Origin of the sequence: Succinivibrio dextrinosolvens, assembly GCF_900116345.1 — a bacterium.
GTDB classification, from domain to species: Bacteria; Pseudomonadota; Gammaproteobacteria; order Enterobacterales; family Succinivibrionaceae; genus Succinivibrio; species Succinivibrio dextrinosolvens_B.
Genome location: NZ_FPAH01000044.1, coordinates 1 through 22095, shown reverse-complemented (window position 1 = coordinate 22095; position 22095 = coordinate 1). Strand labels below are relative to the sequence as shown.

18 protein-coding genes are annotated in these 22095 nt (G+C 42.0%); 13 read left to right on the top strand and 5 right to left on the bottom strand.

The window, feature by feature from the left end:
* From BM308_RS11120 to BM308_RS11110, 3 genes are all read left to right on the top strand, one after another.
* Window positions 1-545, top strand: a 545-nt coding sequence (locus tag BM308_RS11120) for an RNA-guided endonuclease InsQ/TnpB family protein (protein WP_143098613.1), incomplete at its 5' end; no start/stop codon positions are given.
* Window positions 546-704: 159 nt separating this feature from the next.
* Complete coding sequence (locus tag BM308_RS11115; RefSeq protein ID WP_074945259.1) at window positions 705-1781, top strand: ABC transporter substrate-binding protein; 1077 nt, start codon at window positions 705-707, stop codon at window positions 1779-1781.
* 168 nt (window positions 1782-1949) lie between these two features.
* A complete protein-coding gene (locus BM308_RS11110; RefSeq protein WP_074945258.1) occupies window positions 1950-3581 on the top strand; it encodes a dicarboxylate/amino acid:cation symporter in 1632 nt (543 codons plus the stop codon).
* Window positions 3582-3700: 119 nt separating this feature from the next.
* On the opposite strand, the gene BM308_RS11105 is transcribed toward BM308_RS11110, so the two are convergent.
* The 3 genes from BM308_RS11105 to BM308_RS11095 are packed head-to-tail and all read right to left on the bottom strand — an operon-like array spanning window position 3701 to window position 6801.
* A complete protein-coding gene (locus BM308_RS11105) occupies window positions 3701-4948 on the bottom strand; it encodes an FtsX-like permease family protein (protein WP_074945256.1) in 1248 nt (415 codons plus the stop codon).
* On the bottom strand, window positions 4938-5618 hold the full coding sequence (gene lolD, locus BM308_RS11100) for a lipoprotein-releasing ABC transporter ATP-binding protein LolD (protein WP_074945255.1): 681 nt from the start codon (window positions 5616-5618) through the stop codon (window positions 4938-4940). Before lolD ends, BM308_RS11105 begins: the two co-directional genes overlap by 11 nt.
* A 1-nt stretch (window position 5619) precedes the next feature.
* Complete coding sequence (locus BM308_RS11095; RefSeq protein WP_074945253.1) at window positions 5620-6801, bottom strand: FtsX-like permease family protein; 1182 nt, start codon at window positions 6799-6801, stop codon at window positions 5620-5622.
* Window positions 6802-7285: 484 nt separating this feature from the next.
* Between BM308_RS11095 and BM308_RS11090 the strand changes: the two genes are divergently transcribed.
* From BM308_RS11090 to BM308_RS11055, 8 genes are all read left to right on the top strand, one after another.
* Window positions 7286-7513 carry a hypothetical protein gene (locus BM308_RS11090; protein WP_074945252.1) on the top strand — a complete coding sequence of 76 codons (228 nt, stop codon included), beginning with the start codon at window positions 7286-7288 and terminating at the stop codon, window positions 7511-7513.
* Between the two features lie 227 nt (window positions 7514-7740).
* Window positions 7741-8724 carry a phenylalanine--tRNA ligase subunit alpha gene (gene pheS / locus BM308_RS11085; RefSeq protein ID WP_074945250.1) on the top strand — a complete coding sequence of 328 codons (984 nt, stop codon included), beginning with the start codon at window positions 7741-7743 and terminating at the stop codon, window positions 8722-8724.
* 24 nt (window positions 8725-8748) lie between these two features.
* Complete coding sequence (pheT, locus tag BM308_RS11080) at window positions 8749-11127, top strand: phenylalanine--tRNA ligase subunit beta (RefSeq protein WP_074945248.1); 2379 nt, start codon at window positions 8749-8751, stop codon at window positions 11125-11127.
* 12 nt (window positions 11128-11139) lie between these two features.
* On the top strand, window positions 11140-11391 hold the full coding sequence (gene xseB, locus BM308_RS11075) for an exodeoxyribonuclease VII small subunit (RefSeq protein ID WP_074945247.1): 252 nt from the start codon (window positions 11140-11142) through the stop codon (window positions 11389-11391).
* Between the two features lie 9 nt (window positions 11392-11400).
* Window positions 11401-12288, top strand: coding sequence for a (2E,6E)-farnesyl diphosphate synthase (gene ispA / locus BM308_RS11070; protein ID WP_074945245.1), 888 nt, complete (start codon window positions 11401-11403; stop codon window positions 12286-12288).
* 6 nt (window positions 12289-12294) lie between these two features.
* Window positions 12295-14169, top strand: coding sequence for a 1-deoxy-D-xylulose-5-phosphate synthase (gene dxs, locus BM308_RS11065; RefSeq protein WP_218152565.1), 1875 nt, complete (start codon window positions 12295-12297; stop codon window positions 14167-14169).
* 2 nt (window positions 14170-14171) lie between these two features.
* Complete coding sequence (locus BM308_RS11060; protein ID WP_031491369.1) at window positions 14172-14660, top strand: YajQ family cyclic di-GMP-binding protein; 489 nt, start codon at window positions 14172-14174, stop codon at window positions 14658-14660.
* 15 nt (window positions 14661-14675) lie between these two features.
* Window positions 14676-15947: an AmpG family muropeptide MFS transporter gene (locus BM308_RS11055; RefSeq protein ID WP_306706299.1), complete on the top strand. Its 1272-nt coding sequence runs from the start codon at window positions 14676-14678 to the stop codon at window positions 15945-15947.
* A gap of 113 nt (window positions 15948-16060) precedes the next feature.
* Here BM308_RS11055 and BM308_RS11050 read toward each other — a convergent pair whose 3' ends face one another.
* Together BM308_RS11050 and BM308_RS11045 are read right to left on the bottom strand one after the other, a co-directional pair.
* Window positions 16061-19594 (bottom strand): hypothetical protein, encoded by a 3534-nt coding sequence (locus tag BM308_RS11050; RefSeq protein WP_074945244.1) that lies wholly within the window; start codon window positions 19592-19594, stop codon window positions 16061-16063.
* Between the two features lie 50 nt (window positions 19595-19644).
* The gene (locus BM308_RS11045) at window positions 19645-20019 is read right to left on the bottom strand and encodes a type III secretion system chaperone (RefSeq protein ID WP_074945242.1); all 375 of its coding nucleotides are present in this window, start codon (window positions 20017-20019) and stop codon (window positions 19645-19647) included.
* An 83-nt stretch (window positions 20020-20102) separates the two neighbouring features.
* Here BM308_RS11045 and BM308_RS11040 point away from each other — a divergent pair, with 83 nt between their 5' ends.
* Entirely contained in the window at window positions 20103-21224 is a 1122-nt protein-coding gene (locus BM308_RS11040; protein WP_074945241.1) for an IS110 family RNA-guided transposase, read from the top strand.
* A gap of 685 nt (window positions 21225-21909) precedes the next feature.
* A partial coding sequence (locus BM308_RS11035; RefSeq protein WP_143098612.1) for a hypothetical protein occupies window positions 21910-22095 on the top strand: 186 nt, incomplete at its 3' end.

Sequence of the window (22095 nt, the reverse complement as noted above, 5' to 3'; positions counted from 1 at the left end):
CCAAGGGTGATAAGACGAAGCTGTCCCGTAATTACATAAAACATTCAAGAAAGGTAAGTAAGCTCTATCTTTCCATTGCCAACATCCGTGAAGATTTTTCACAGAAGATTACCTCTATTCTGGCTAACCACTATGAATACATCTGTATGGAAGATTTAAACGTTAAAGGTATGATGGCAAACCATAAGCTTTCAAGAGCAATCAGTGATGTTGGTTTCTACAATATCAAGGAAAAGCTTATCTACAAAATGGAGTATAAACATAGGAATCTACAGGAAGTAGATAGGTTTTACGCAAGCTCTAAGACCTGCAGCAGATGTGGTTATCTGAAAAAAGATTTAACGCTCAGGGACAGAGTCTATGAATGTCCAGAATGCGGACTAAATATAGATCGCGACCTGAACGCAGCAATTAATCTTAGACAAAAGATAAAAAAAGTAGGGGAAGCTATCTCCGAACTTAAGCCTGTGGAGCTGACGGCTCTGCTATCTGATTTAGCAATAAATGGGATAACAACCAGCAGTGTTGAAGCAGGAATTTGGTAGAACGCCTATAAATTTATAGCTTTTTATATATTTTTATAGTTTTTTATAGATCCAAACTAGCGGATATCAGTGTAATCTGTTACAGATAGCTGAAGGATTTACTCAGAATTATAGTTTTAAGTTTTATTAACTATACAAATTGAAAATAGGAAATTTCTTATGTTCATAAGCAAAATGGTTAAACTTTTTATTGTCGGTCTGATTTGTTCTGTCTCCACATGTCTGGCTACTCCTATGCGCCTAACCATGATGCTGGAACATGAAGGTTTTCTGATGTGGTATGCCCTGCAGAAAGGATGGGATAAGGAGCTTGGGCTTGATCTGAATCTTGAAATAACCAAAGCATCAGGAGAATACATCTTAAATTTTGACAATGCGAAAGCATGGGATGTCACTTCAGTTGGCGTGGTTCCGGCAACGATTTACAGTAAAAATTTGCCTATAACTGTGTTTGCTCTTGCAAACAATGAATCACGAGCCACCGAAATTTTCGTGAAACCTGATAGTGAGATCCTCAAAACGCAGGGATATAACAGTAAATATCCAACTGTCTACGGCAGTCCGGAGAGTATTAAGGGCAAAACCTTTATGGTACGTGAAAATACCTCTGTATTTTATACCCTTATGATGTGGCTGAAGATTTTTGGATTGGATCTTAAAGATGTTAACTACATGAATGTAACTATTCCTGAGATGGTTCAAAAATTTCAGGATAGTAATGCTGAAGGCTTTGTTATCTGGTCTCCAGATTCATATGAAGCCATACGCCAAGGATATGCTCAGGTCGCAAATGTTGAAGAAATGCATGCTTTTTTACCTATGGTATTCTGTGCTCATAATGACTATGCAAAAAATCATACAGAGGAATTAAGTAAGCTGGTGTACCTTTACTCTAAAGCATGTCATGAACAGCGGCAAAAGCATAATCTGCCTGAAATGATCAAAGCGTATCAGAAATTTCTCAAAATCTATACTGGAATTAGTTTTAATGAGACATTCTGTAAGTTTGATCTGTTGAGACACGTTGTACTCAGCCTTGACGAACAGATTGACTATTTCAAGGAAGTTAATGGTGTAAGCAAAATTTCTGAAGTCCGAAATAATATACTTTCACTATACCGTGTATCTGCAAATTCTCTCGGTTGGAAGGAGTCTTATGAAGAAAAGGATTTCCCTAATACCATCTCAGACCGATATCTGAATGAGGCAAAAAAATACAGAATCCCTGATTTTTAATATAAAAAATGTAGCATTTTGTTGTTACTCAATTTTGAGATCCATTTCTTGCAATAGCCTAAATACTTTCCATAATTCTAATATAAGAAGAATGATTCTTTACTATATAAGATTATGGAATATTTTCCATGACCACATCTGAATGAATTGGATATTTCTGGAATATACATGGCTAAATACGAACGAGTTCTGACCAAAGACAATTATTATGAAAACATAGATTGGCTGACAGAGGTTTTAAAAGAGAAGAATCTTAATAAACATGAGACCTATACAGCTCAGCTTCTGGTTGAAGAAAACTTCATGCAGCTTCTGAAGTTAGAAAATAAAGATACAGAACAGAAAGTCGATATTTCTATCCGACAGACCTTTGGTGCGATTGATATTATTTTAGCTGCTCCTGGTGAGGTCTACAGCCCTTTTGAGAACTTTGATGAAAAATGCCTTGAGGAAAATGCGGAAGAATTTGCCAGTCTTTCGATTATTAACTCCTATAAATCAAAGCTTACAATAAGCAGAAAGAATAACAAGAATATCGTATCGATAAGAGCTCATACTCCATCTTTGGGTCAAACCAGAACAATGCTTCTGGGGGTTTTCAGCGGTTTGATCCTTGGAATGATACTAAGAGAAACCGTATCTGATCCGGTTTATCTTACCTGGATAGAGCAGAATCTTCTAAATCCGATTCAAACTATGCTGCTGCATGCGTTAATCCTGGTTTCAGCGCCTCTGATCTTTTTTTCCATTCTCTCTGGAATCTGTAATATTTCAGATACCGCCGCACTTGGTAAAATCGGTATCAAGCTGATGCTGATTTCTCTACCTAAGCTGGCTTTTTATGTGGCTTTAGGTCTTGGAGTTGGACATTTCCTAGGACAGATTGATGTCATTGCCCAGTGGGTTGGCACAGATTCTTCAGTGCCTAATCAGGGGGTAAGCATAAGGGACATGATTGTAAACATTGTGCCGAATGATCTTGTGACCCCGTTCTATACCAATAATATTCTTCAGATGCTGTTTATGGCTTTTGTTTTTGGCATCCTGCTGGTTAAAGCAGGTCCATGGGCTGTATGGGCAAAAGATGGAATTGCGTTCTTTACACGTTTTTTTGAGGAGGTAATTGGCTGGATTATTCCTTTCATACCACTTCTGGCTATGGTTTCCATGATGAAGGTAACCTTATATACAGGTCTTGAATCAGTTCTTCCATTTGTCAAAATTATCGCCGCTGCAGTTGTAGGCAGCCTACTGTCAATTCTGATTTCAGGAATGCTTGTCGGTATAGTTGGGAGAATATCTCCTATTCCTTTTATCGGAAAAGCCTTTAGATTTATTCCCATGCCGTTTTCTTTGTGTGATTCGATTGCCTGTATCCCTGCAACAATGAGGTTCTGTATGGCAAAGCTGGGAATGGAGGAGAAATTCACAAAATTCTGTGTTCCTGTAGGAATGCAGCTCAATATGGATGGTACCGCCTACTATGTAGCTATTGTGTCTATAATGCTGGCAAAGGGCGCAGGACTGGATATTGATATTGAGTTCATTGTGAGTTTCTTTTTTGCCCTGTTCCTGATTTCTCTGACTGGTCTGGGAATTATCGCGATGCCTTCCATCTATGCAGCCTTTGGTATTCCTCAGTTTGCAGTCGCTCTTATGATTGGTATTGAACCAATACTGGATATGTTTGGAACGGTTCAGAACGTAACTGGCAACATCACCACCTCATTTCTTGTAGCCAGAAAGGCTAATGCTGTGGATAAAGATATTTATCACAAAAGTAACAAACGCAGTAATTAACTGTATTGAGTTTTCTGATAAAGAATTAGAGCTGACCGCTGCCTGACAGAAGAAGCCGAGGGGACTTTATAATGCCTATAACCGCCTTTTGACGGTATAGGTCTTTATCGATTTTAGCCTTAAACGTTCAGCTCCTGTGCCGGCTGAATCTTTGAGGCTCTTTTAGCTGGATATACGGAAGCCAGGAAGCTCATCATGATGGCACAGAAGATAACTACAGCAACATCAAAGAACTGCAGCTCAGATGGCACGTAGTTTATAAAATAGATATCCTCGTTTAAAAGCTCTATTCCGAACCACTGCTTAAGGTGAGAGGTTACATAAGGAGTGAAATAGGATAGGGTACATCCAAGTACTGTTCCATAAATACAGCCTCTTACTGCCGAGAAAATACCCATCAGGGTAAAGCTTCTGACAATAAGTTTCTTTGATGCTCCCATGGTCATGAGAATGGCAATTTCATGTCGCTTTTCACTCACAGCCATAATCAGGTTGGAGACAATATTGAAGCAGGAAACTGCAATTACCAGAATCATAGCGATATACATAATGGTTCTTACCATATGAATATCTGAATAGAGTTTACCCTGAGTGTCGGTCCATACTGAGACCTCGTGGGCATCTCTTAGGTATGATGTTGCCTCGTAGATTATTTCACGAGCCTCAAGCATACGGTCCACACCAATATGGAAGGTGTTTGGATTTGCAAGCCCCGTAATCTTTTGGGCACTTTCAATATTGATAAAGGCCAGGTTGCTGTCTATTTGACCTCCGGTTTTGAAGAGCCCTGCTATTTTAAAGGTGTTTACAGTAACAGAGCCAAATCCGTTGTTTGTAACTTCGGCGTTGATTGAGGAGAGGTTAATCTCATCTCCGGTTTTGAGGTTGAGTTTTTTGGCAATGCCGTTTCCAAGAATTACACCTGGAAGGTCATCCTCCTGATTTAAAACTGAAATCTTACAGTTCATGAAGTTCTCAAGTCTGATAACCTTACCTTCTATCTGAAGATCAATTCCCATTACCGCGACAGGGGCAAACTGGGTACCGGAGCTGAAGGCTCCGTTAATGGTGATAACAGGGGAGACTGCTGTTATATGAGGAGTCTTGCGGATGCTTTCTATATCCTGCTCAAAATTATGAAAGCCATCTGTATCGTAAGCCTTGATTTCACCTGCAGGAATCAGGGATAGAACTCGGTTGTTGAGTTCCTTCTCAAAGCCGTTCATGGCAGAAAGTCCAAGAATCAGGGCACAGACACCAACACAGATTCCTGAGGTGGTAGCAATGGAGATGAATTTTGCCAGTGCTCCGTAACGCTTGGAATTTAAAAAGCGGAGCGCCAGCTGAACACTAAGACTAGTTCGCATCGATTACTCCGTCCTTCATCTGATAGACTCGGTCACACTTGGCTGCAAGAGAGTTGTCATGGGTAACCATAACCACAGCGATATGCTCTTTTCTAACCAGATCAGTGAACAGAGCAAAAATATCCTGAGCATTCTGGGCATCAAGATTACCTGTAGGTTCATCAGCCAGAATCAGATCCGGATGATGGGCTAAAGCTCTGGCAATAGCCACACGCTGTCTTTCACCTCCGGAAAGTTCAGCCGGACGAAAGTTCAGTCGGTGTGACAGACCAACCTTCTCAAGGTTTTCGGTAGCTGTTTTAGTTGCTGTATCAACATCAGTACCTCCGATAAGCAGAGGCATCATGACATTTTCCATGGCGGTGAAATCACCCAGCAGATGATGGAACTGATACACGAAACCTAGATTTTTGTTGCGGAACTGAGCCTTCTGATTGGCACTGAAGCCGCTGAGATTCTGTCCATTAAAAATAATATCTCCACTGGTCTGGGTATCCAGAGTTCCCAGAATGTGGAGCAGGGTACTTTTACCTGAGCCGGATTTACCGATAATTGCGGTTATTTCATCTGAGTAGATGTCCAGATTTACCTTTTTAAGAACACAGGTATTAACCTTGCCTTCAACGTAGGTTCTGGTTATATCTTTTGCCTGTAGGATAATATTGCTCATTTTAGCCTCTACTTAGATGGGTAACAGGATCAGTTACGGCTGCTCTTACTGCAGGATACAGGGTGCAGATAAGACTCATCAGAACTGAGCCTAAACCAATGATCAGGATGTTGGCGGTTTCAATTGAAACAGGAAGAGTACCGAAGCTTCCGGTATTGCTCATAAGGTCGGAAACATAATAGGTAAGTGGAATTCCGATAACGATTCCTACTGCAGTTCCGATTACACCAACAAAAATTCCCATGAGTAAAAAGATATTGAGAATACGCAGATTGCTCAATCCCATGGTTTTAAAAATTGCGATTTCTGTAAGTCTTGAGCTTACCACCATGGCAAGCGCAGAGATAATGTTGAAGGATGCCACGATAATAACCAGACATAGCATAATGGTCATGGTCAGTTTTTCCATGGCCACAGCCTTGAAGAATTCACCCTGAACAGAAGTCCAGTCTGTGTAGTTTATGCCCATAGCCTTAATCTTTGGGGTGACCTTGTCGATGACAAACGGATCGGTAAGCCATATTCTGTAGGAGGTCACCTGAGCTGGCATTCTAAAGAAGCGTCTGACGTCATCATAGTTACCTACAGCACTGTCCAGTGCGGTTGAATTTGCTGAACTGTAGTATTTTCTCAGAGTAAAAATTCTCTGGGTAGGTGTAAGTCCCATAGGAGTGTATCTGGCATTCAGGGTACTTATCAGCTTTACATTGGAATTGAGCTTCAGATCGTTTCTAAGATAAAGCGCAGCTTCTGCGTTAAGCTCAAAGCTCCCTTTTTCCGGTACGGAAATAAGCTTCAGATCTTTTCTCTCATATCCCTTGGCATAAGATATTTTTGTGTCATCAAGTCCCTGCAGATTGATAAGGGCAAGAGAGTTCTGAGACTGCATTAAGGTTTGAGCCTGAACGAAAGGGGCTGCTGCAATCACATGATTCAGAGCAAGAATTGAAGGCAGCTTATCCTCCTGAGCTTCTACAATCAGATGAGGAGTATCTGAAAGAACTGATTTTTTCAGGCGGTTCTGCAGTCCCTGCATAATTGAGGTGTCTACTATAAGTGCAGCAACACCGATGGCAATTCCCACAGTAGAGAGAATCGCAACAAACTTTGCAAATTTATGTGCCTTGCTGTTAAGCCCGTACTTTAGGGCAATAGCAAAGGTAAGTGGATGGAATAATCTCAAAACTAATCCTGTTTTCTATTCAAATTTAAGGTATATATTTTACTCCAATATGCGTTCTGAACCATTTATTTTCAAAACTTTTTGTGCATCCGTGAATTGCTCAGAAAAAGATTTTTTAACTGTTGGTGTCAGTTATACAATTCTTAACATTTTTTATATTCTGATATATTTTATTTTTGCAGAAAATTACTGCTTGATCTTGAAGAAAATCCTTGTAAAAAAGGTGAATTTAATCTTATTGATAATCATTGCTAGGAAGGGATATTGCTACAAAAATCTCTTTAGAATAAATGAGTAAAATGTGTGATCTTGCTTAAAATAAAGAACCTTGTCTGCGGTCACAAAATTTCCTTCGATCTTAACTTATATTAAAAGAGTGGGTGTGTCACACTTTATTATAAGAATTCACTCATTTTCCTGTACTACTCTTAAAGAAAACACCCCAATTGTGATTTTTTTTACAGCAAGCATATGGAGCAGAAATATGGAAAATATAAGCAATATTGAGTTTGAACACGAGAAAACAAGACGAATCCGTAACCTCAAGATCTTCAACCTGACTTTAGAGAGTTTCATGGTTAAGATTACTCCTGAGATGAAAAAACTGTATAACGACTATATCAACTGCAAGATCGATATCGGCAATTACTGCGATCGGATTTTCGAACTTTTAAAGAACGGTTCAAACAGGAAATTCAATATTGAAGCCTAGTTTTTGCTATAAACATTTCTGAGATACAATTACTGCAGTTTCTTTTCAGAAACTGTGGAGTTGTTATGTGCAACCTGAATTTCCTCCCTTCTAAAAACTCCATTTCAATGCACTTTTTTTAAACGTCATATTTAAATTTCCGTTTATGTCATAAAAATGCGATAATACACGGTTATCTATATTTTTATTTTGGACATAGAAGTCCTTTTGGATACTGGTATATATCAATGGACAATTTAGAACAAGCCAAACTGAATGGCATAAACGCAGCAAATAATGCTAAAGATTTACAGGAATTAGAGGCTGTAAAGACCAATTTCCTAGGAAAGAAAGGTGAATTTACCGCCTTTATGCGTGAGCTGGGTAAGCTTTCTGCTGAGGAAAGACCTCAGAGAGGCGCTATTATCAATGAGGCCCGTCAGGCAGTTATTGAGGCAATCGAAACCAAAAAGGCTCAGATTGAAAAGGCTCTGTTAGAGGCCAAGCTTTCAAATGAAACTGTTGATATCACTCTGCCAGGACGCAGAATTGAGCTTGGTAACGAGCATCCAATCAGCAGAACCATCCAGAGAATCAAGGAAATCTTCGGTTCAATGGGCTTTAGCGTAGTTGGCGGTCCTGAGATTGAGGATGACTATCATAACTTTGATGCTCTGAATCTGCCACCAAATCACCCTGCAAGATCATCACAGGATACCTTCTCTGTTGAAAACGGTCTGCTGTTACGTTCTCAGACCTCATCTGTTCAGGTTCGTACCATGGAGACTCAGAAACCTCCTATCAGAATCATTGCTCCTGGCCGTGTATACAGAAACGACTATGACATGACCCATACCCCAATGTTCCATCAGGTTGAAGGTCTTCTGGTTGAAGAGCACACCTCCTTTGCTGAGCTTAAGGGCGTACTGCACGAGTTCCTGTTAAAATTCTTTGAGGAAGAGCTTGAGGTTCGTTTCCGTCCTTCATTCTTCCCATTCACTGAGCCTTCAGCTGAGGTTGATCTGCGTCGCAAGGGCGGCAAGTGGCTAGAGGTTTTAGGCTGCGGTATGGTTCATCCAAATGTCCTGAAGAATGTTGGTATTGATACTGACAAATATGTTGGTTATGCCTTTGGTATGGGCGTTGAGCGTCTGACCATGCTGCGCTACGGTGTAAATGACCTGCGTGCATTCTTTGAAAATGACCTTCGTTTCTTAAAGCAGTTTGCCTAATACCTAAAGTTTGGATAGATAAAAATGATTTTCAATAAATTATGGATTGATGAGTGGGTCAAGAATGACCTGAATGCAGAAGAGCTGTCTGACATGATCACCATGGCAGGTCTTGAGGTTGATTCTGTAAATGATGTTGCTGACAATTTTGACGGCGTTGTAGTTGGTAAGGTATTAGAGTGTGTTCCACATCCTGATTCAGACCACATGCACGTAACCAAGGTTGAAGTCGGCGGCGGTCAGATTTTCCAGATTGTCTGCGGTGCTCCAAACTGCCGTGAAGGCTTAAAGGTTTGTGCTTCCCTGATCGGTGCCCACGTAAACGGCATCACCATCAAGAAGGCCAAGCTGCGCGGTGTAGAGTCCAACGGTATGCTGTGCTCATTCAAGGAGCTTGGCATGTCTGAGGAGTCAAACGGTATCGTTGAGCTTCCTGAGGATGCTCCTTTAGGTATGGATATCCGTGAGTACTTCAAGCTGAACGACAAGGCTATTGATGTTGATCTGACCTCAAACCGTCCTGACTGTCTGGGTATGAGCGGTATTGCCCGTGAAATCGCAGTGCTTTTAGGTAAGAAGTTCGAGTATCCAAAGGTTGAAAGGGTTGCTCCTACCATCAATGACATCTTTACTGTTGAAGTTGAAGACAAGGCTGCATGTCCACGTTATATTTCACGTGTGGTTCGCGGTGTTAACCAGAAGGCAGATTCACCTCTGTGGATGGTTGAAAGACTGCGTCGCTGCGGTATCCGTTCCGTATCTCCAATCGTTGACGTAACCAACTACGTAATGCTTGAGTACAGCCAGCCACTTCACTCCTTCGATTTAAACAAGATTCACGACAAGATTATTGTTCGCAAGGCTCATCAGGATGAACCTATGACTGTACTGTCAGGTGATGAGGTAAAGCTTAAGGACAATACTCTGATTATTGCAGATTCAACCGGTCCAGTTGCTATGGCTGGTATTTTCGGCGGTCTTAATTCAGGTATTGATGAGAGCACCACCGATGTTCTTCTGGAGTCAGCTTATTTCTCTGCTGATGCAATCAAGGGCAGAGCCCGTCAGTACGGCCTGAACACCGATGCTTCACACCGTTTTGAGCGTGGTGTTGATCCAATGAACCAGGCTCGCGCTATGGAGAGAGCAACTGCACTTCTGATTGAGATTGCAGGCGGTCAGGCTGGTCCTTTAAATGAGGTTGTATCTGAAGCTGATCTTCCTAAGTACAAGGAAATCACTCTAAGACTTTCCAAGTTAGAGAAGGTGTTAGGTGTTGCAATTGATGCTGATACCGTATTCAAGATTCTGGACAATTTAGAGCTGTCTCCTAAGAAGATCGACGGCGGCTTTGTCTGCGTATCACCTTCCTTCAGATTTGATATCGAAATCGAAGAGGATCTGATTGAGGAAGTTGCAAGAATCTATGGTTACAACAATATTCCTAACGTAACTCCTGTAAGTGATCTGTACATGGTTCACGAGAAAGAGGAAGTTGTTGAAGACAGAGATATCAAGAAGGTTCTATGTGATGTCGGCTACAATGAGGCAATTACCTACTCATTCACCGATCCTAAGGTTCTATCAGAGTTCTCTGATATTAAGCCTTTAATGCTGAATACTCCTATCTCTCCTGAATTATCTGCTATGCGTACCAGTCTGCTTGCAGGTCTGTGCATTGTTGCAAAATACAATGTAAACCGTCAGCAGCGTAAGGTTCGTCTGTTCGAGCAGGGCCTGCGCTATATTATTGATGAGAAGGCTGAGAACGGTGTAAGACAGGAAGCCATGATTGCCGGTATCAGTGTTGGTGATATCCACGATGAGACCTGGCATGAGAAGAGCCGTGGCGTTGATTTCTTTGATGTAAAGGGGGACGTTGAGAACCTGCTTGCATTAAATGTTGATACCAAGGACATCACTTTTGTTCGTACCACTGAGAAGTGCCTGCACCCAGGACAGGGCGCTGACATTCTTAAGAACGGCAGAAAGATCGGCTTTGTCGGTATGCTGCACCCTCTGGCTCAGAAGGCTTTAGGCTTCAAACAGGCTGTTGGCGTATTTGAGATTGAAAGAGCTGCTGTTGCAACCCGTGCAATTCCTGTTTACGAGCCAATTTCTAAATTTCCAAGCGTTCGCCGTGATTTTGCCTTCGTAATTGAGAAGTCAGTTGCAGTTTCAGCATTAACTGATCTAATTTACGAGGTTGGCGGTAATATAGTAAAAGATGTAACCATCTTTGACGTATTTGAAGACGCCTCATTAGGTGACAAGCGTTCTGTTGCTGTCGGTGTTATCGCTCAGGCTCTGGAGCATACTCTTGAGGATGCTGAGGTTGAGTCACTGGCAAACAGAATCATTGAAGAAGCTTCTAAGAAATTAGGCGCAGTACTTCGTTCATAATAGGAAATATCCATGGCTGACAAACAGATGACCTCCCTGGAGGAGAAACTTTCAGAATTAGAGAAGCTGACCGTTCAACTTGAAGAGGGGAAGCTTCCGATTGATGAAGCTATTGCTGTTTACAGCCGTGGCATGGAACTGGCTGTTTCCTGCAAACAGTCTCTGGATTCTCTGTCTCAGAGGATCCAGCTTGCAAAGAAAAATGCCCAGGAGGCTATTTCTTTGGAAAATTTTGAGCCTAATGGTTCAAATTCAGATTTCTAAGGATTTTAAGTGGAATTAAAAGACTTTGCCTCATCAGTTTCCAAAAGGATTAATTCCTTTATGGAAGGTTATCTTAAAAACTTCGATGATGATGCCACTTCTTTGAAGGAGGCCATGGAGTATGGTCTTCTTTTAGGTGGAAAAAGAGCAAGACCTTTACTTGTCTATGCAACCGGAATGGCTTTGGGTCAAAGTCAGGACAGGCTTGATTATGCTGCCGCTGCTGTCGAATGTATTCATGCATACTCCCTGATTCATGATGATATGCCGGAAATGGACAACGACAAGCTAAGACGTGGACGCGAGACTGTCCATGTAAAATTCGGTCAGACGCTGGCTCTGCTTGCCGGAGATGCTCTGCAGACTCTTGCATTTGAAATCCTGTCTGATAAAAAATCAGGCTTTTCAGATAAATCAGTTGCCAATCTGACCCGTATTCTTTCCTCAAAGGCAGGATACTCAGGAATGTGCGGCGGACAGGCAATTGACCTTGATTCTGAAGGAAAAAAATTAAGTTACGAGCAGTTAAGATTACTTCATTCCAAGAAAACCGGAGCGCTGATTAGAGCTGCCGTTCTAATGGGCGCCTACAGCTGTGATAATGCAAGTGAAGCAGATATTGCAGTACTGGATGAATATGCCACCTGGACCGGACTTGCATTCCAGGTATGGGATGATGTGCTGGATGTTATCGGTGATACCGCGGTTATGGGTAAGACTCAGGGTGCTGACATAAATCTTGATAAGAGCACCTATCCATCACTGCTGGGCCTTGAAAAATCAAAGAAATTTGCTCAGGAATGTGCTGAGAAGGCCATTGCAGCCTTGGCAAAACTGAAAATGGATACCTCACTGCTTGAGCAGTTTGCTTTATTTACTGTAAACAGAGATCATTAGAAAGTCGTGACTGAGACTATATCTACACCTTTACTTGATAAGATTCACTCACCAAAGGATCTGCGCAAGCTTCCTGTGGAGGAGCTGACACCTTTGTGTTCAGAAATCAGAAAATATATTGTTGATTCAGTAAGCAAGACTGCAGGTCACCTGGCATCAGGTCTTGCTGTGGTAGAACTTACTGCCGCTCTGCACTATGTTTTTGATACTCCTAACGACAAGATTGTCTGGGATGTTGGTCATCAGTCCTATCCCCACAAGATTCTGACCGGTCATAAGGAAGAGCTTAAAACCATACGTCAGCGTCATGGTCTGCACGCCTTTATCTGGAGAGGGGAGACAGATTACGATCTGATCTCAACCGGTCACGCCTCAACCTCTATCGGTTCAGCTCTAGGTCTTGCCATTGCGCAGAAAAAGCTTAAGACCAATAACAAGGTGGTTGCGGTTATCGGTGATGGTGCTCTGTCTGGCGGTGCATCCTATGAGGCCATGAACTGTGCCGGTTCCTGCAAGGATGTTGATCTCATTGTAATTCTTAACGATAACGAGATGAGTATTTCACAGAACGTGGGTTCTATCTCCAAATACTTGGCCTCGATTCTTGCAAGCCCTTACTATGTAAACTTTGTTGAGGGCGGTAAGAAGCTTCTGTCCAATCTTGATCTGCCAAGCATCAAATCTCTGGCAGAAAAGGCTCAGGAACATGTTAAGGGCATGATTATGCCGGGTACTCTGTTTGAGGAGCTTGGCTTTAATTACATCGGCCCTGTAGACGGTCATGATATAGAAGGACTGGTTTCACTGCTGCAGAATGTTAAGAAGATCGGCGGTCTGCAGCTGGTTCATGTGGTTACCAAAAAAGGTAAGGGCTATGAGCCTGCCGAAAATGATCCTACCAAGTATCACGGAGTACCTTCCTTTGATCCTGAGCGCGGAATTGAAGCAAAGATTACCAAGGATCATGTAACTTATTCTGAAGGCTTTGGAAAATGGCTGTGCAAGAGAGCTTCAGCTGATAAGAATCTTATCGGAATTACTCCTGCAATGCCTGTGGGCTCCGGTATGGAGGAGTTTGCAAAGGTTTACCCTCAGCAGTTTTATGATGTGGGTATCGCTGAACAGCACTCCATGATTTTTGCCTCCGGTCTTGCTGCCGGTGGACTTCATCCGGTGGTTGCTATCTATTCAACCTTCCTGCAGCGTGCCTATGACGGTCTGATTCATGATATCGCCATACAGAATCTGCCGATTATGATTGCGGTGGACAGAGGCGGTATTGTTGGTCCTGACGGTCCAACCCATCAGGGTATGTTTGATATAGCCTTTATGCGCTGTATCCCTAATCTTGTGATCATGACTCCATCTGATCTTAAAGAACAGTTCCTGATGCTCAATACCGGCTATCTCTCAAATCGTCCTTGTGCCATAAGATATGAGCGCGGAGCGGATGATACCGATATCTCAGAGATTTCTTTAGATGAAACCCTCGAGATCGGAAAATCCAATATACTAAAAGAAGGCAAGACTCTTGCTGTTCTGGCTTTCGGTTCTATTGTTCATAAACTCTCAGGTATTGCAAAACTGTACAACCTGACCCTGGTGGACATGCGTTTTGTTAAACCTCTGGATGAGGTGCGTATCAGAGAAATTGCCAGAACCCACAAGTACATTGTGACTGTGGAGGAAGGTGTTGTTCATGGCGGTATCGGTCAGGAGGTATCCTGCATTGCCCATGACGAGAATCCTAAGCTTGTGGTAAGAACCCTTGGCCTTTCTGATGAGTTTATTCCTGAGGGTAAGCGAGATGAACTGCTTGCCGAGCAGGGGCTGGATGTTTTCCATATTGAAAATACAATTATAAATCTACTGGAAGGATAACTATGCCATCATTTGATATTGTTTCAAAACTGAAAAAAGATGAAGTTCAGAATGCTGTAGACAACGCCAATCGCGAGCTTCAGACCCGTTATGATTTCAGAGGTGTTGAGGCTTCTTATAACTTTGACAAGACCAAGAATACCGTAAAGGTTGAGGCTGATGAGGAGTTCCAGGTTCAGCAGATGGACGAGATCCTGAGAATGAAACTGGTAAAGCGCAATATCGAGGCAACTGCCGCTGAGTTTTCAGAGATTACCCGTTCAGGCAAGAAATCAATTCAGAATGTTACCTTCAAGGAAGGCATCGATAAGGAGCTTGCCAAAAAGATTATCAAGATCATCAAGGATGCCAAGCTTAAGGTTGATGCCAAGATCAATGACGACATTATCCGTGTAACCGGAAAGAAGCGTGATGATCTGCAGGCTACCATTGCATTGGTTCGTGAAAGCAAGATTGAACAGCCATTACAGTACGAGAATTTCAGAGACTAACTAAGAGAGCATAAATTGAGCATTCTATCAGAGGAAAGAAAGACACTTTTACGCCAGATTTTTTCCATTAAAATGGGCCTCTGTCTGTGTCTGGGATTCGCCTCGGGAATGCCTTTATTTGTAGTTCTGACTCTGATCGGCGCCTATCTTCGAAAAGAGGGCGTTGATTTAAAGGAAATCGGCCTGTTCTCACTGGCTTCCTTCCCTTATACCTGGAAATTTGTCTGGGCTCCTCTGGTTGATCGCTACAATCCTTTTGGTATCGGCAGACGTCGCGGCTGGATTATCCTGTCTCAGATCTTTGTTTTTGCCTCAATTTTCATAATCGGTCTGTTTGATGCTAAGAATCAGACCATGCTGATTGCGGTTATTACTCTTGTTCTGTCCTTCAGCTCCGCTACACAGGATATTGTAATTGATGCCTACAGAAGAGAAATTCTGGCTGACAATGAGCTGGGACTTGGTACTTCGCTGTTTATTGCCGCATCAAGAGCCTCAAGTCTGATTCCTGCAGGTCTGTCCCTGATTCTGGCCGAGTTCATTTCCTGGGAGATGGTGTTCTATATTACCGCTTCCTTTATGCTGCCTTGTCTGGTGCTTTCATTCTTTTTAAAAGAGCCTCTGTCTATCAACGCTCCTCGTAATTTAAGAGAGGCAGTGGTTGAACCTTTCAGAGAATTTATTACCCGCAAGGGACTTAAATCCCTGCTTTTAGTGATTCTCTTTGTATTCTGCTACAAGCTTGGTGATTCCATGGCTACCGCCCTGGCCACACCTTTCTATATAGATATGCATTATGATCTGCTGACCATTGGCCTTGTTGCAAAGAACTGCGGTATCTGGTCAATGATTATCGGTGGCATCATCGGTGGTGTCATCATGCTGAAGATTGGAATCAATAAGGCTCTGTGGGTATTCGGTTTTGGTCAGCTGGTTACTATTCTTGGTTATGCGCTTTTAGCTCATGTGGGGGAGGGGAGTGATGTCTCTCCTTCAATCTGGCTGCTGGCTGGGGTGATTATTGCAGAATATCTGGGAGCAGGACTTGGTACTGCCGCCTTTGTGGCCTTTATCTCTGCAAAAACCTCAAAGGCTTATGCCGCAACCCAGTTTGCACTGCTGACTTCTCTAAGTGCCGTACCTCGTACCTTCTGCAATGCAACCACCGGTTATCTGGTGGAATCTTTAGGCTGGGAGAATTTCTTCTATCTGTGTACTATCCTGGCTATTCCGGGCATGCTCCTGCTCTTCAAGGTTGCCCCTTTCAACTCAGAAACCACTGACTGATCTTTTCCTTACATATTTCTGATAAAGCTTTAGAAAAAAATAATGCGGCTGTAAGCCGCATTGGTAAAGTTTTTCCGAATTGAACTTTCTAAACTGAAGCTTTGAGTACGATATTACTGGTGGACGATATTCTCCTGTTCAAACTTAAAGTCCTTAGGATCAAGCATAACCTCGTTTCCAATACGAGCGCTAATTTCACCTGATCTCTTCAGGAATCCGTCTTCATTGGTTTCATTTGCATAATTCTGAATTGTCTGAATAAATTCGTTTAAAACTACCAGAATACTGTTCTGTACTACAATATCTCTTGGAGCCTTAAGAATTTCGGTAATATTCTCAAGTAACTGTCTGATACCACCGTTTTCCTTTTTGAACAGAGACTCTTCATTGCCTTCTCCGAGCTTATCTGCCTCTGCTGCAAGGCCCATCTGTCTTAATTTCTGTGCAGCTCTATTCATAGAATCTTTTACGGTACCAGGTAAATCCTCCTTGCGGTTACCAACGTTATTACCTTTACGGGTAAATACAGTTGCAAGTGATCCACAGTGCAGTAATGATTCCTTGATATCAGTGCTGCGTCTGCCTCTACACTGCATTCCTGGAGCACGTGACTTCTGATCTTCCTCATCAGAAATTGTACTGTTGTAGATGCCATGGGTCTCTGTCTTTAAATACAGTCTTCTTGACTGACCGTTGGCAGAAGGAAGAGTAAAGTAATGAAGTGTCTTCATGCCGCCCATAAGTCCGCCCATTCCTGCAGGAACATCAAGACCTCTTGGCATATTCATGTGACCGTCTACTGTAGCATGGTGGTACTGTTTTGCATGAGTAGAGGTTCTGGTATATACCTCTTTACAGCTATCCAGCCACTGATACAGTCTGCCGTCAGGATCAGAGATAGAGAAAGCGCCTCTTTCGTTAAATTCTCCCTTGTTAAGAGTTGCAGCATGTAAAGCTAAGGTCAGACATGCGACATTACGAGGAGTTGCCTTGTGTCTGAAGCCGTTGCCTGCCAGAACATCCTTGTAGATTTCCAGGCCTTTGTCTACTCTTGCCTTGATGATAGCCTTAAGCTCCTCAACATTCTTTGGTCTCTGGGCTTCAGGAGTTTCAGCAATCATCTGCTCATACTGAGACTGAACAAATACAACCTGAGTGTTACCAACATCTATAGTAAGGTTAGGTGGGAGAGCAAACGATGCCTTTGCCTCTGTATTGTTAGAAGTATTGGTTTCAATCAGAGGTGATTTGTAGATTGCTGCTTCTAACAGGCCGTCACCGCCAACTTTTCTCATTGCAGCTTCAGCTGGATGAGTTTCGTTCATTACATTCTGCTCTGAGAATTTCTCAAAGAACTGCTCGCGATTCTCTTTGGCAACAGTAAGCTTTGCAGTACCGTCAGCAGCAAACTCTAAAACAGCACCGGAATCCTGTGCAAATTTCTCAAGTAATTTTCTTGCAGGGCCATTTAAAGGTTCATCACAGTTGTAGACAATAGAATCTCCTTCAACATGTGCCTGCCAGGCTACACGGCTCTCCTGAATAACATGAAGATGCTCAAGAGGAACTGTTTCATTCTTGCTTACCCAAGTGGTAGGAGAAGTCAGTTTTTCCAGATTCTCGATAGTTTCGATAGCCTTTTCCTGAACAGCAGGGCCGTCAGCCTGTAAGTCGTCATAAAGATGAAGCTGGTTGTCTGAAACATTTATCAGTTTCTGAACGGAGTCATTAAACTCCTTCTCCTTTTCAAGGATATCATCTGTAATTTTCTGTCTGAGCTTGCGTTCTGCTTCATCAATGCCCTGTTCATTAGGATCAAATGACTTCTTGTAGTCCTCAAAGAGCTGCTGAATTTTTCCTTCGTTCTTCATTGCTCTCATGTTGATGACGCCCTTGAGTTTTTCAAAACGGGTGTCATCATCAAAGATTGAGAAGTTATTGAAACGTGGTTTGGTTGAGAAACCATAGGTATCCTTGAAAGCAAGGTTATCATCCACCTCAAGGTATTTTCCATTGCCCTCAAGAGAGTGACCAGGGTCAATTGCAAAGAACTTGCCCTTGGCAAAACCCTTGTTCTGTCCGCGTGAACCTACACCGTCACGGTCAGCACTTGCCAGGAAGAAGGCCTTGTATTTACCAAGCTTTTCAACCTTCTCTCCGTTAGGAGGAACAATTCTTCCATCCTTGATATAGCCTCTTTCAAGATCTTTATAGCCATCGGCATATTTTGCCTGCAGCATAATCTTTGGATGTCCGTCTGAGTATTTTGCTCTGACAATTCTAAGATCCTGAGTTGGAATTCCCATAATACGTGACAGATCGTTGGCAAGGGCTTCAGTAACAGCTCCGGCGGAGATCTTGTCTGCTGTCTGGGCTGTCTGCAGACGATAGATTGTTCCGAATTTACGGGTGGCAATTCGCTCAGGTCTCATGAACTTACCGGCGTGAGCTGCGTCTTTTTTCATGACTCGATCTGACTCATTGTAGTCAAGCTTCATGATGTGACGTTCTGCAAAACGCTGGAAAACTGGAGATTTCTCATAAAGAGCTCCGGATTTAACGTTTAAAACAGCTTCACGAATCTGAACGAATAATCCCTTTTTGAGAAGATTCTGCTCAACAATCTGATAATTCTCTGGATCGTATGAAGGAAACTTTTCTTCAAAAGCCTTATACATTTCGCTTTCAGGATTCTTCATTTCCTCTTCAATTATGTAATCAGCAATTGCTGACATAACTGCAGGGTGAGCATTACCACACTTCATGATCTGCTCTCTTATAGGAAGACCTGCGCAATCTTCTCTTAGCTTGTTGTTCTGGTTTTTCAGATTTTCCAGAATCTGTAAGCTTTCCTCAGAATCCCACTCCTGCATCAGACTTCTGGAGTCATTTAATGACCAGTCATGATGATAAATAAATCCTGGCTCAACACCATTATCCTTGAGTTTATCAAATACCAGAGGATTTAACTGGGAGCGGTTGATCTGCATACCGACACCCATTTTTCCGGATTTGACATGATCTTCAATAGAGGCGTCTTTATTGCCGAATTCGACTTTAAGATTGGTAAGACCGGTAGCAGTGTCATCCGCTATCAGTTTGTTATCGGTGACAACGTCTCCGAGTGCAGCTTTCTGGTAGCCGTCATTTCCAAGAACATAATCTATTTCAGCGGAAATTCGCTCAGATACCTTTTTAAATAAGGCATTTTCATCCTTAATATCTTTGAGTTTTACGTCAGTGAAAGGTTTTGAGCTCAGATTCAGTCTGATCTGTGCTCTGGTTTTCTCTGGCAGTTCTCTGAATGCAGGATCTGTATCAAGCTGACGGGTAATCTCTCTTTTGAAGCGTCTTTGCTTCAGAGCTTCAATATTAGATAGTGTCTTTTTGATGTCACAGGCTCTAAGTGATTTCTTTCTCTGAACACGGCTGTTGAGAACGGTATCAAAGGCATGCTCACCGAAAACACCATATTTTTCAGACAGGGCCTTACGGAACTCCTTTACAGTGTTTTCATTAGTCTTGGCACTTTCTGAAAAAATCAGATTACCAAGTTTTACCTTATTATCCTTGTCAACAACAATGTCTCTTGAGCCGAACATTGTTGAATTGGCAGCAGTAATAAAGGATTGAAGCTTATCTGTCATAATACCTCACCGCCTAGAGTTCTGTTTGGTTATTATTCTGGCTTTAATTTTTATGAAAGCATTCCAATGCCGGTTAATCTGGTCAGTTCTTCGTTTCTCTTGTCACTGTCTGCAGATGTATTGATTCTATCCATCCACATATCACAGAGCTGAAGCATCTTTTCAAGTGTGGCTGTAAAGTCTTCCACATCTTTAGTAATTTCATTGAGTTCGAACATATAGTTATAAATCAGAGTTTCACTCTGAGGTTCAATGGTAAAGTAACCACCTGCAGTGTCCTTTCCAAACAGTCCTCCAACCAGAAGATCTCTATAGACATTTTTTGGAGTATCTTTCTGTAGAGTGCAGACCTCAATAAAGCACAGAACTCTTGCGAATGATGTGGTGACAAGGAAAATTATGAACGGTACTTCCTTGAGCCGCATTATTCAGTCTTAAGTTTCAATCCTAGGCCGAAGCTTTAAATTGAATAGTGTGATTGTTTAACAAACAACAATGGAGCTATTCAATGGCAGGCAATTCTCAAAAGCTAAACGAAGGCGAGCTTGCGCTATACACAATGCAGCTATCTGCAGGATATGTTCCTGTAGGAGTTGATCTGGCAGCAAGAGTATTTCAGGTTTGCTATCTGACCGAGAAGCAAAAGATTAAGAATAAAGCCTTATCTCGTGAAGCTTTCTTGGATTTTCTAAAATCACCTCCTTTCAGTCAACCTTTGATGGTTGGATTTGAAGCATGCGGTGGCTGTAATTACAGGGCAAGATTTATTGAGAGTCTTGGACATAAGTACAAAATCATGCCGGCTGCTTCAATCAGAGCCTTTCTAGGATTACAGAAGACAGATAAGATTGATGCCTTAGCTATATTTAAAGGCACTATCTGTCCTTCTGTCAGAACCATAAGAGCAAGAGATGAAGAGAATCAGACACTGATGAATCTGCTTGCTGCCAGAGAACAGCTCCTAAAACAGCAGACACAGTCACTGAATGCACAAAGAGCAATGCTCTATGAGTTAGGAGAAATCTGTGGCGAAGGAGCAGCAAAGATAGATGCGGCTACCGATAAGCTGAAGTTATCCCTTGAGGAGAATCATTCTAAAGCAATTTGTAATTTCAGGATGATCGCAGAGCCTTTTAAGGCAAACCGTGATTCACTTGAAGCACAGATTAAACAGATTGATCTCTACCTCAAGCAGTACGCAAAGAATAACAGAACTGTACAGAATCTGATGACCATACCAGGTATAGGAGTCTTATCAGCAGTTACTTTACATGCGGTACTGGGAAATCCTGATGACTTTCCTAATTCAAGACATTTTGCCTCATTTGCCGGCTTTGCACCCCGTGTATCCGGTAGTGGCGGTATAGTTCAAGTTGGTATGATCCCTCACACCGGCAACAGGCAGTTGAAGAAGATTCTTTATATGTGTGCTATCGCCAGATTTGCTCAGCAGTCGAGAAAAGCTTCAACAGAAACGGAAGCCTCGAAGTTAACACAGCTGATAGATAATCCGGAGATATCCAATAAAAAGATTGTCTGTTCAATTGCCAACAGGCTTGCCAGAGTGGCATGGACTATTGCCAAATCAGGACAGCCGTTTGATGCTAAGAAATGCAGATTGTTAGGCTAAAAGCCTTATTTATAATCGTCTAAAAATGAGCTTTGAGATTTCATAGAGAGACTTGGTACCGTTCACTCTTTATGAGATTGAAGCTACGGCGTGCAAGGGAAAAGGATTAGAGGATTCTTTAATAAATCTATTCTTGCGAATTATCTCTCTTTACCTTGCATGTAAGGATTTGGTTTAAAGATGAATGTATAACTTTTGAAAATAAAATTACTCTGAATTATCCCTCTGAACCAAATCTGCCGGTATTCGAACAGTCATTATGGGACGATAACGGCTCTTTGAGCCTGGCTGTTTTAAATGAAGGTCAGGATTGAGATGATAAGATTGTTCCACACGATAGAAAAAAACTTACTTTAGAATTAATCCTCTGGCATCTGAATTTGATGGAAGTTAAGAATGTGTTTATTCCTAAATAAAATTTACGATTTGAATTATTCCTCTGACTGAAATCAGACCTGATATTAAAGCAGACAGGCGCAAAGGGCTGTTATCATAAGCCCTGATATAGAGATGGTCATAAACTGATGATTAACTAAAAGAGAGCACTCTTTAGAAAAGAATAAGGGTGGTCTCTTTTCTTTTATAATCAGCAATATCAAAACAAGCCTTTAAGGCGAAGCGTCATCAGCATGGGGCTGAGCGCTAGAAGATTATAGAAGAAGTACAAATAGAAGGAGTACAAAAGATGACCACCCATACCTATTCTACAAGTCCACGTGCAATTATTGCAAGTCATAATCAGAAAATATCTCAAAACAGAGCTGTTCAACCTTTAACAGTTGATCTCGCAGACCAGTCCATTATTAAAGAGCTAAACGGAAAACGACCTTTAGGACTTGATCTGGCAACTAAGAAATACCGTCTGTGCTAT

What these genes read in the sequence shown, in the direction of transcription:
- lolD (WP_074945255.1), bottom strand. Translation starts at nt 5,618, where the DNA reads ATGAGCAATATTATCCTACAGGCAAAAGATATAACCAGAACCTACGTT.
- BM308_RS11050 (WP_074945244.1), bottom strand. Translation starts at nt 19,594, where the DNA reads ATGACAGATAAGCTTCAATCCTTTATTACTGCTGCCAATTCAACAATG.
- BM308_RS11045 (WP_074945242.1), bottom strand. Translation starts at nt 20,019, where the DNA reads ATGCGGCTCAAGGAAGTACCGTTCATAATTTTCCTTGTCACCACATCA.
- BM308_RS11040 (WP_074945241.1), top strand. Translation starts at nt 20,103, where the DNA reads ATGGCAGGCAATTCTCAAAAGCTAAACGAAGGCGAGCTTGCGCTATAC.
- BM308_RS11105 (WP_074945256.1), bottom strand. Translation starts at nt 4,948, where the DNA reads ATGCGAACTAGTCTTAGTGTTCAGCTGGCGCTCCGCTTTTTAAATTCC.
- BM308_RS11110 (WP_074945258.1), top strand. Translation starts at nt 1,950, where the DNA reads ATGGCTAAATACGAACGAGTTCTGACCAAAGACAATTATTATGAAAAC.
- BM308_RS11060 (WP_031491369.1), top strand. Translation starts at nt 14,172, where the DNA reads ATGCCATCATTTGATATTGTTTCAAAACTGAAAAAAGATGAAGTTCAG.
- pheT (WP_074945248.1), top strand. Translation starts at nt 8,749, where the DNA reads ATGATTTTCAATAAATTATGGATTGATGAGTGGGTCAAGAATGACCTG.
- pheS (WP_074945250.1), top strand. Translation starts at nt 7,741, where the DNA reads ATGGACAATTTAGAACAAGCCAAACTGAATGGCATAAACGCAGCAAAT.
- BM308_RS11115 (WP_074945259.1), top strand. Translation starts at nt 705, where the DNA reads ATGTTCATAAGCAAAATGGTTAAACTTTTTATTGTCGGTCTGATTTGT.
- BM308_RS11090 (WP_074945252.1), top strand. Translation starts at nt 7,286, where the DNA reads ATGGAAAATATAAGCAATATTGAGTTTGAACACGAGAAAACAAGACGA.
- xseB (WP_074945247.1), top strand. Translation starts at nt 11,140, where the DNA reads ATGGCTGACAAACAGATGACCTCCCTGGAGGAGAAACTTTCAGAATTA.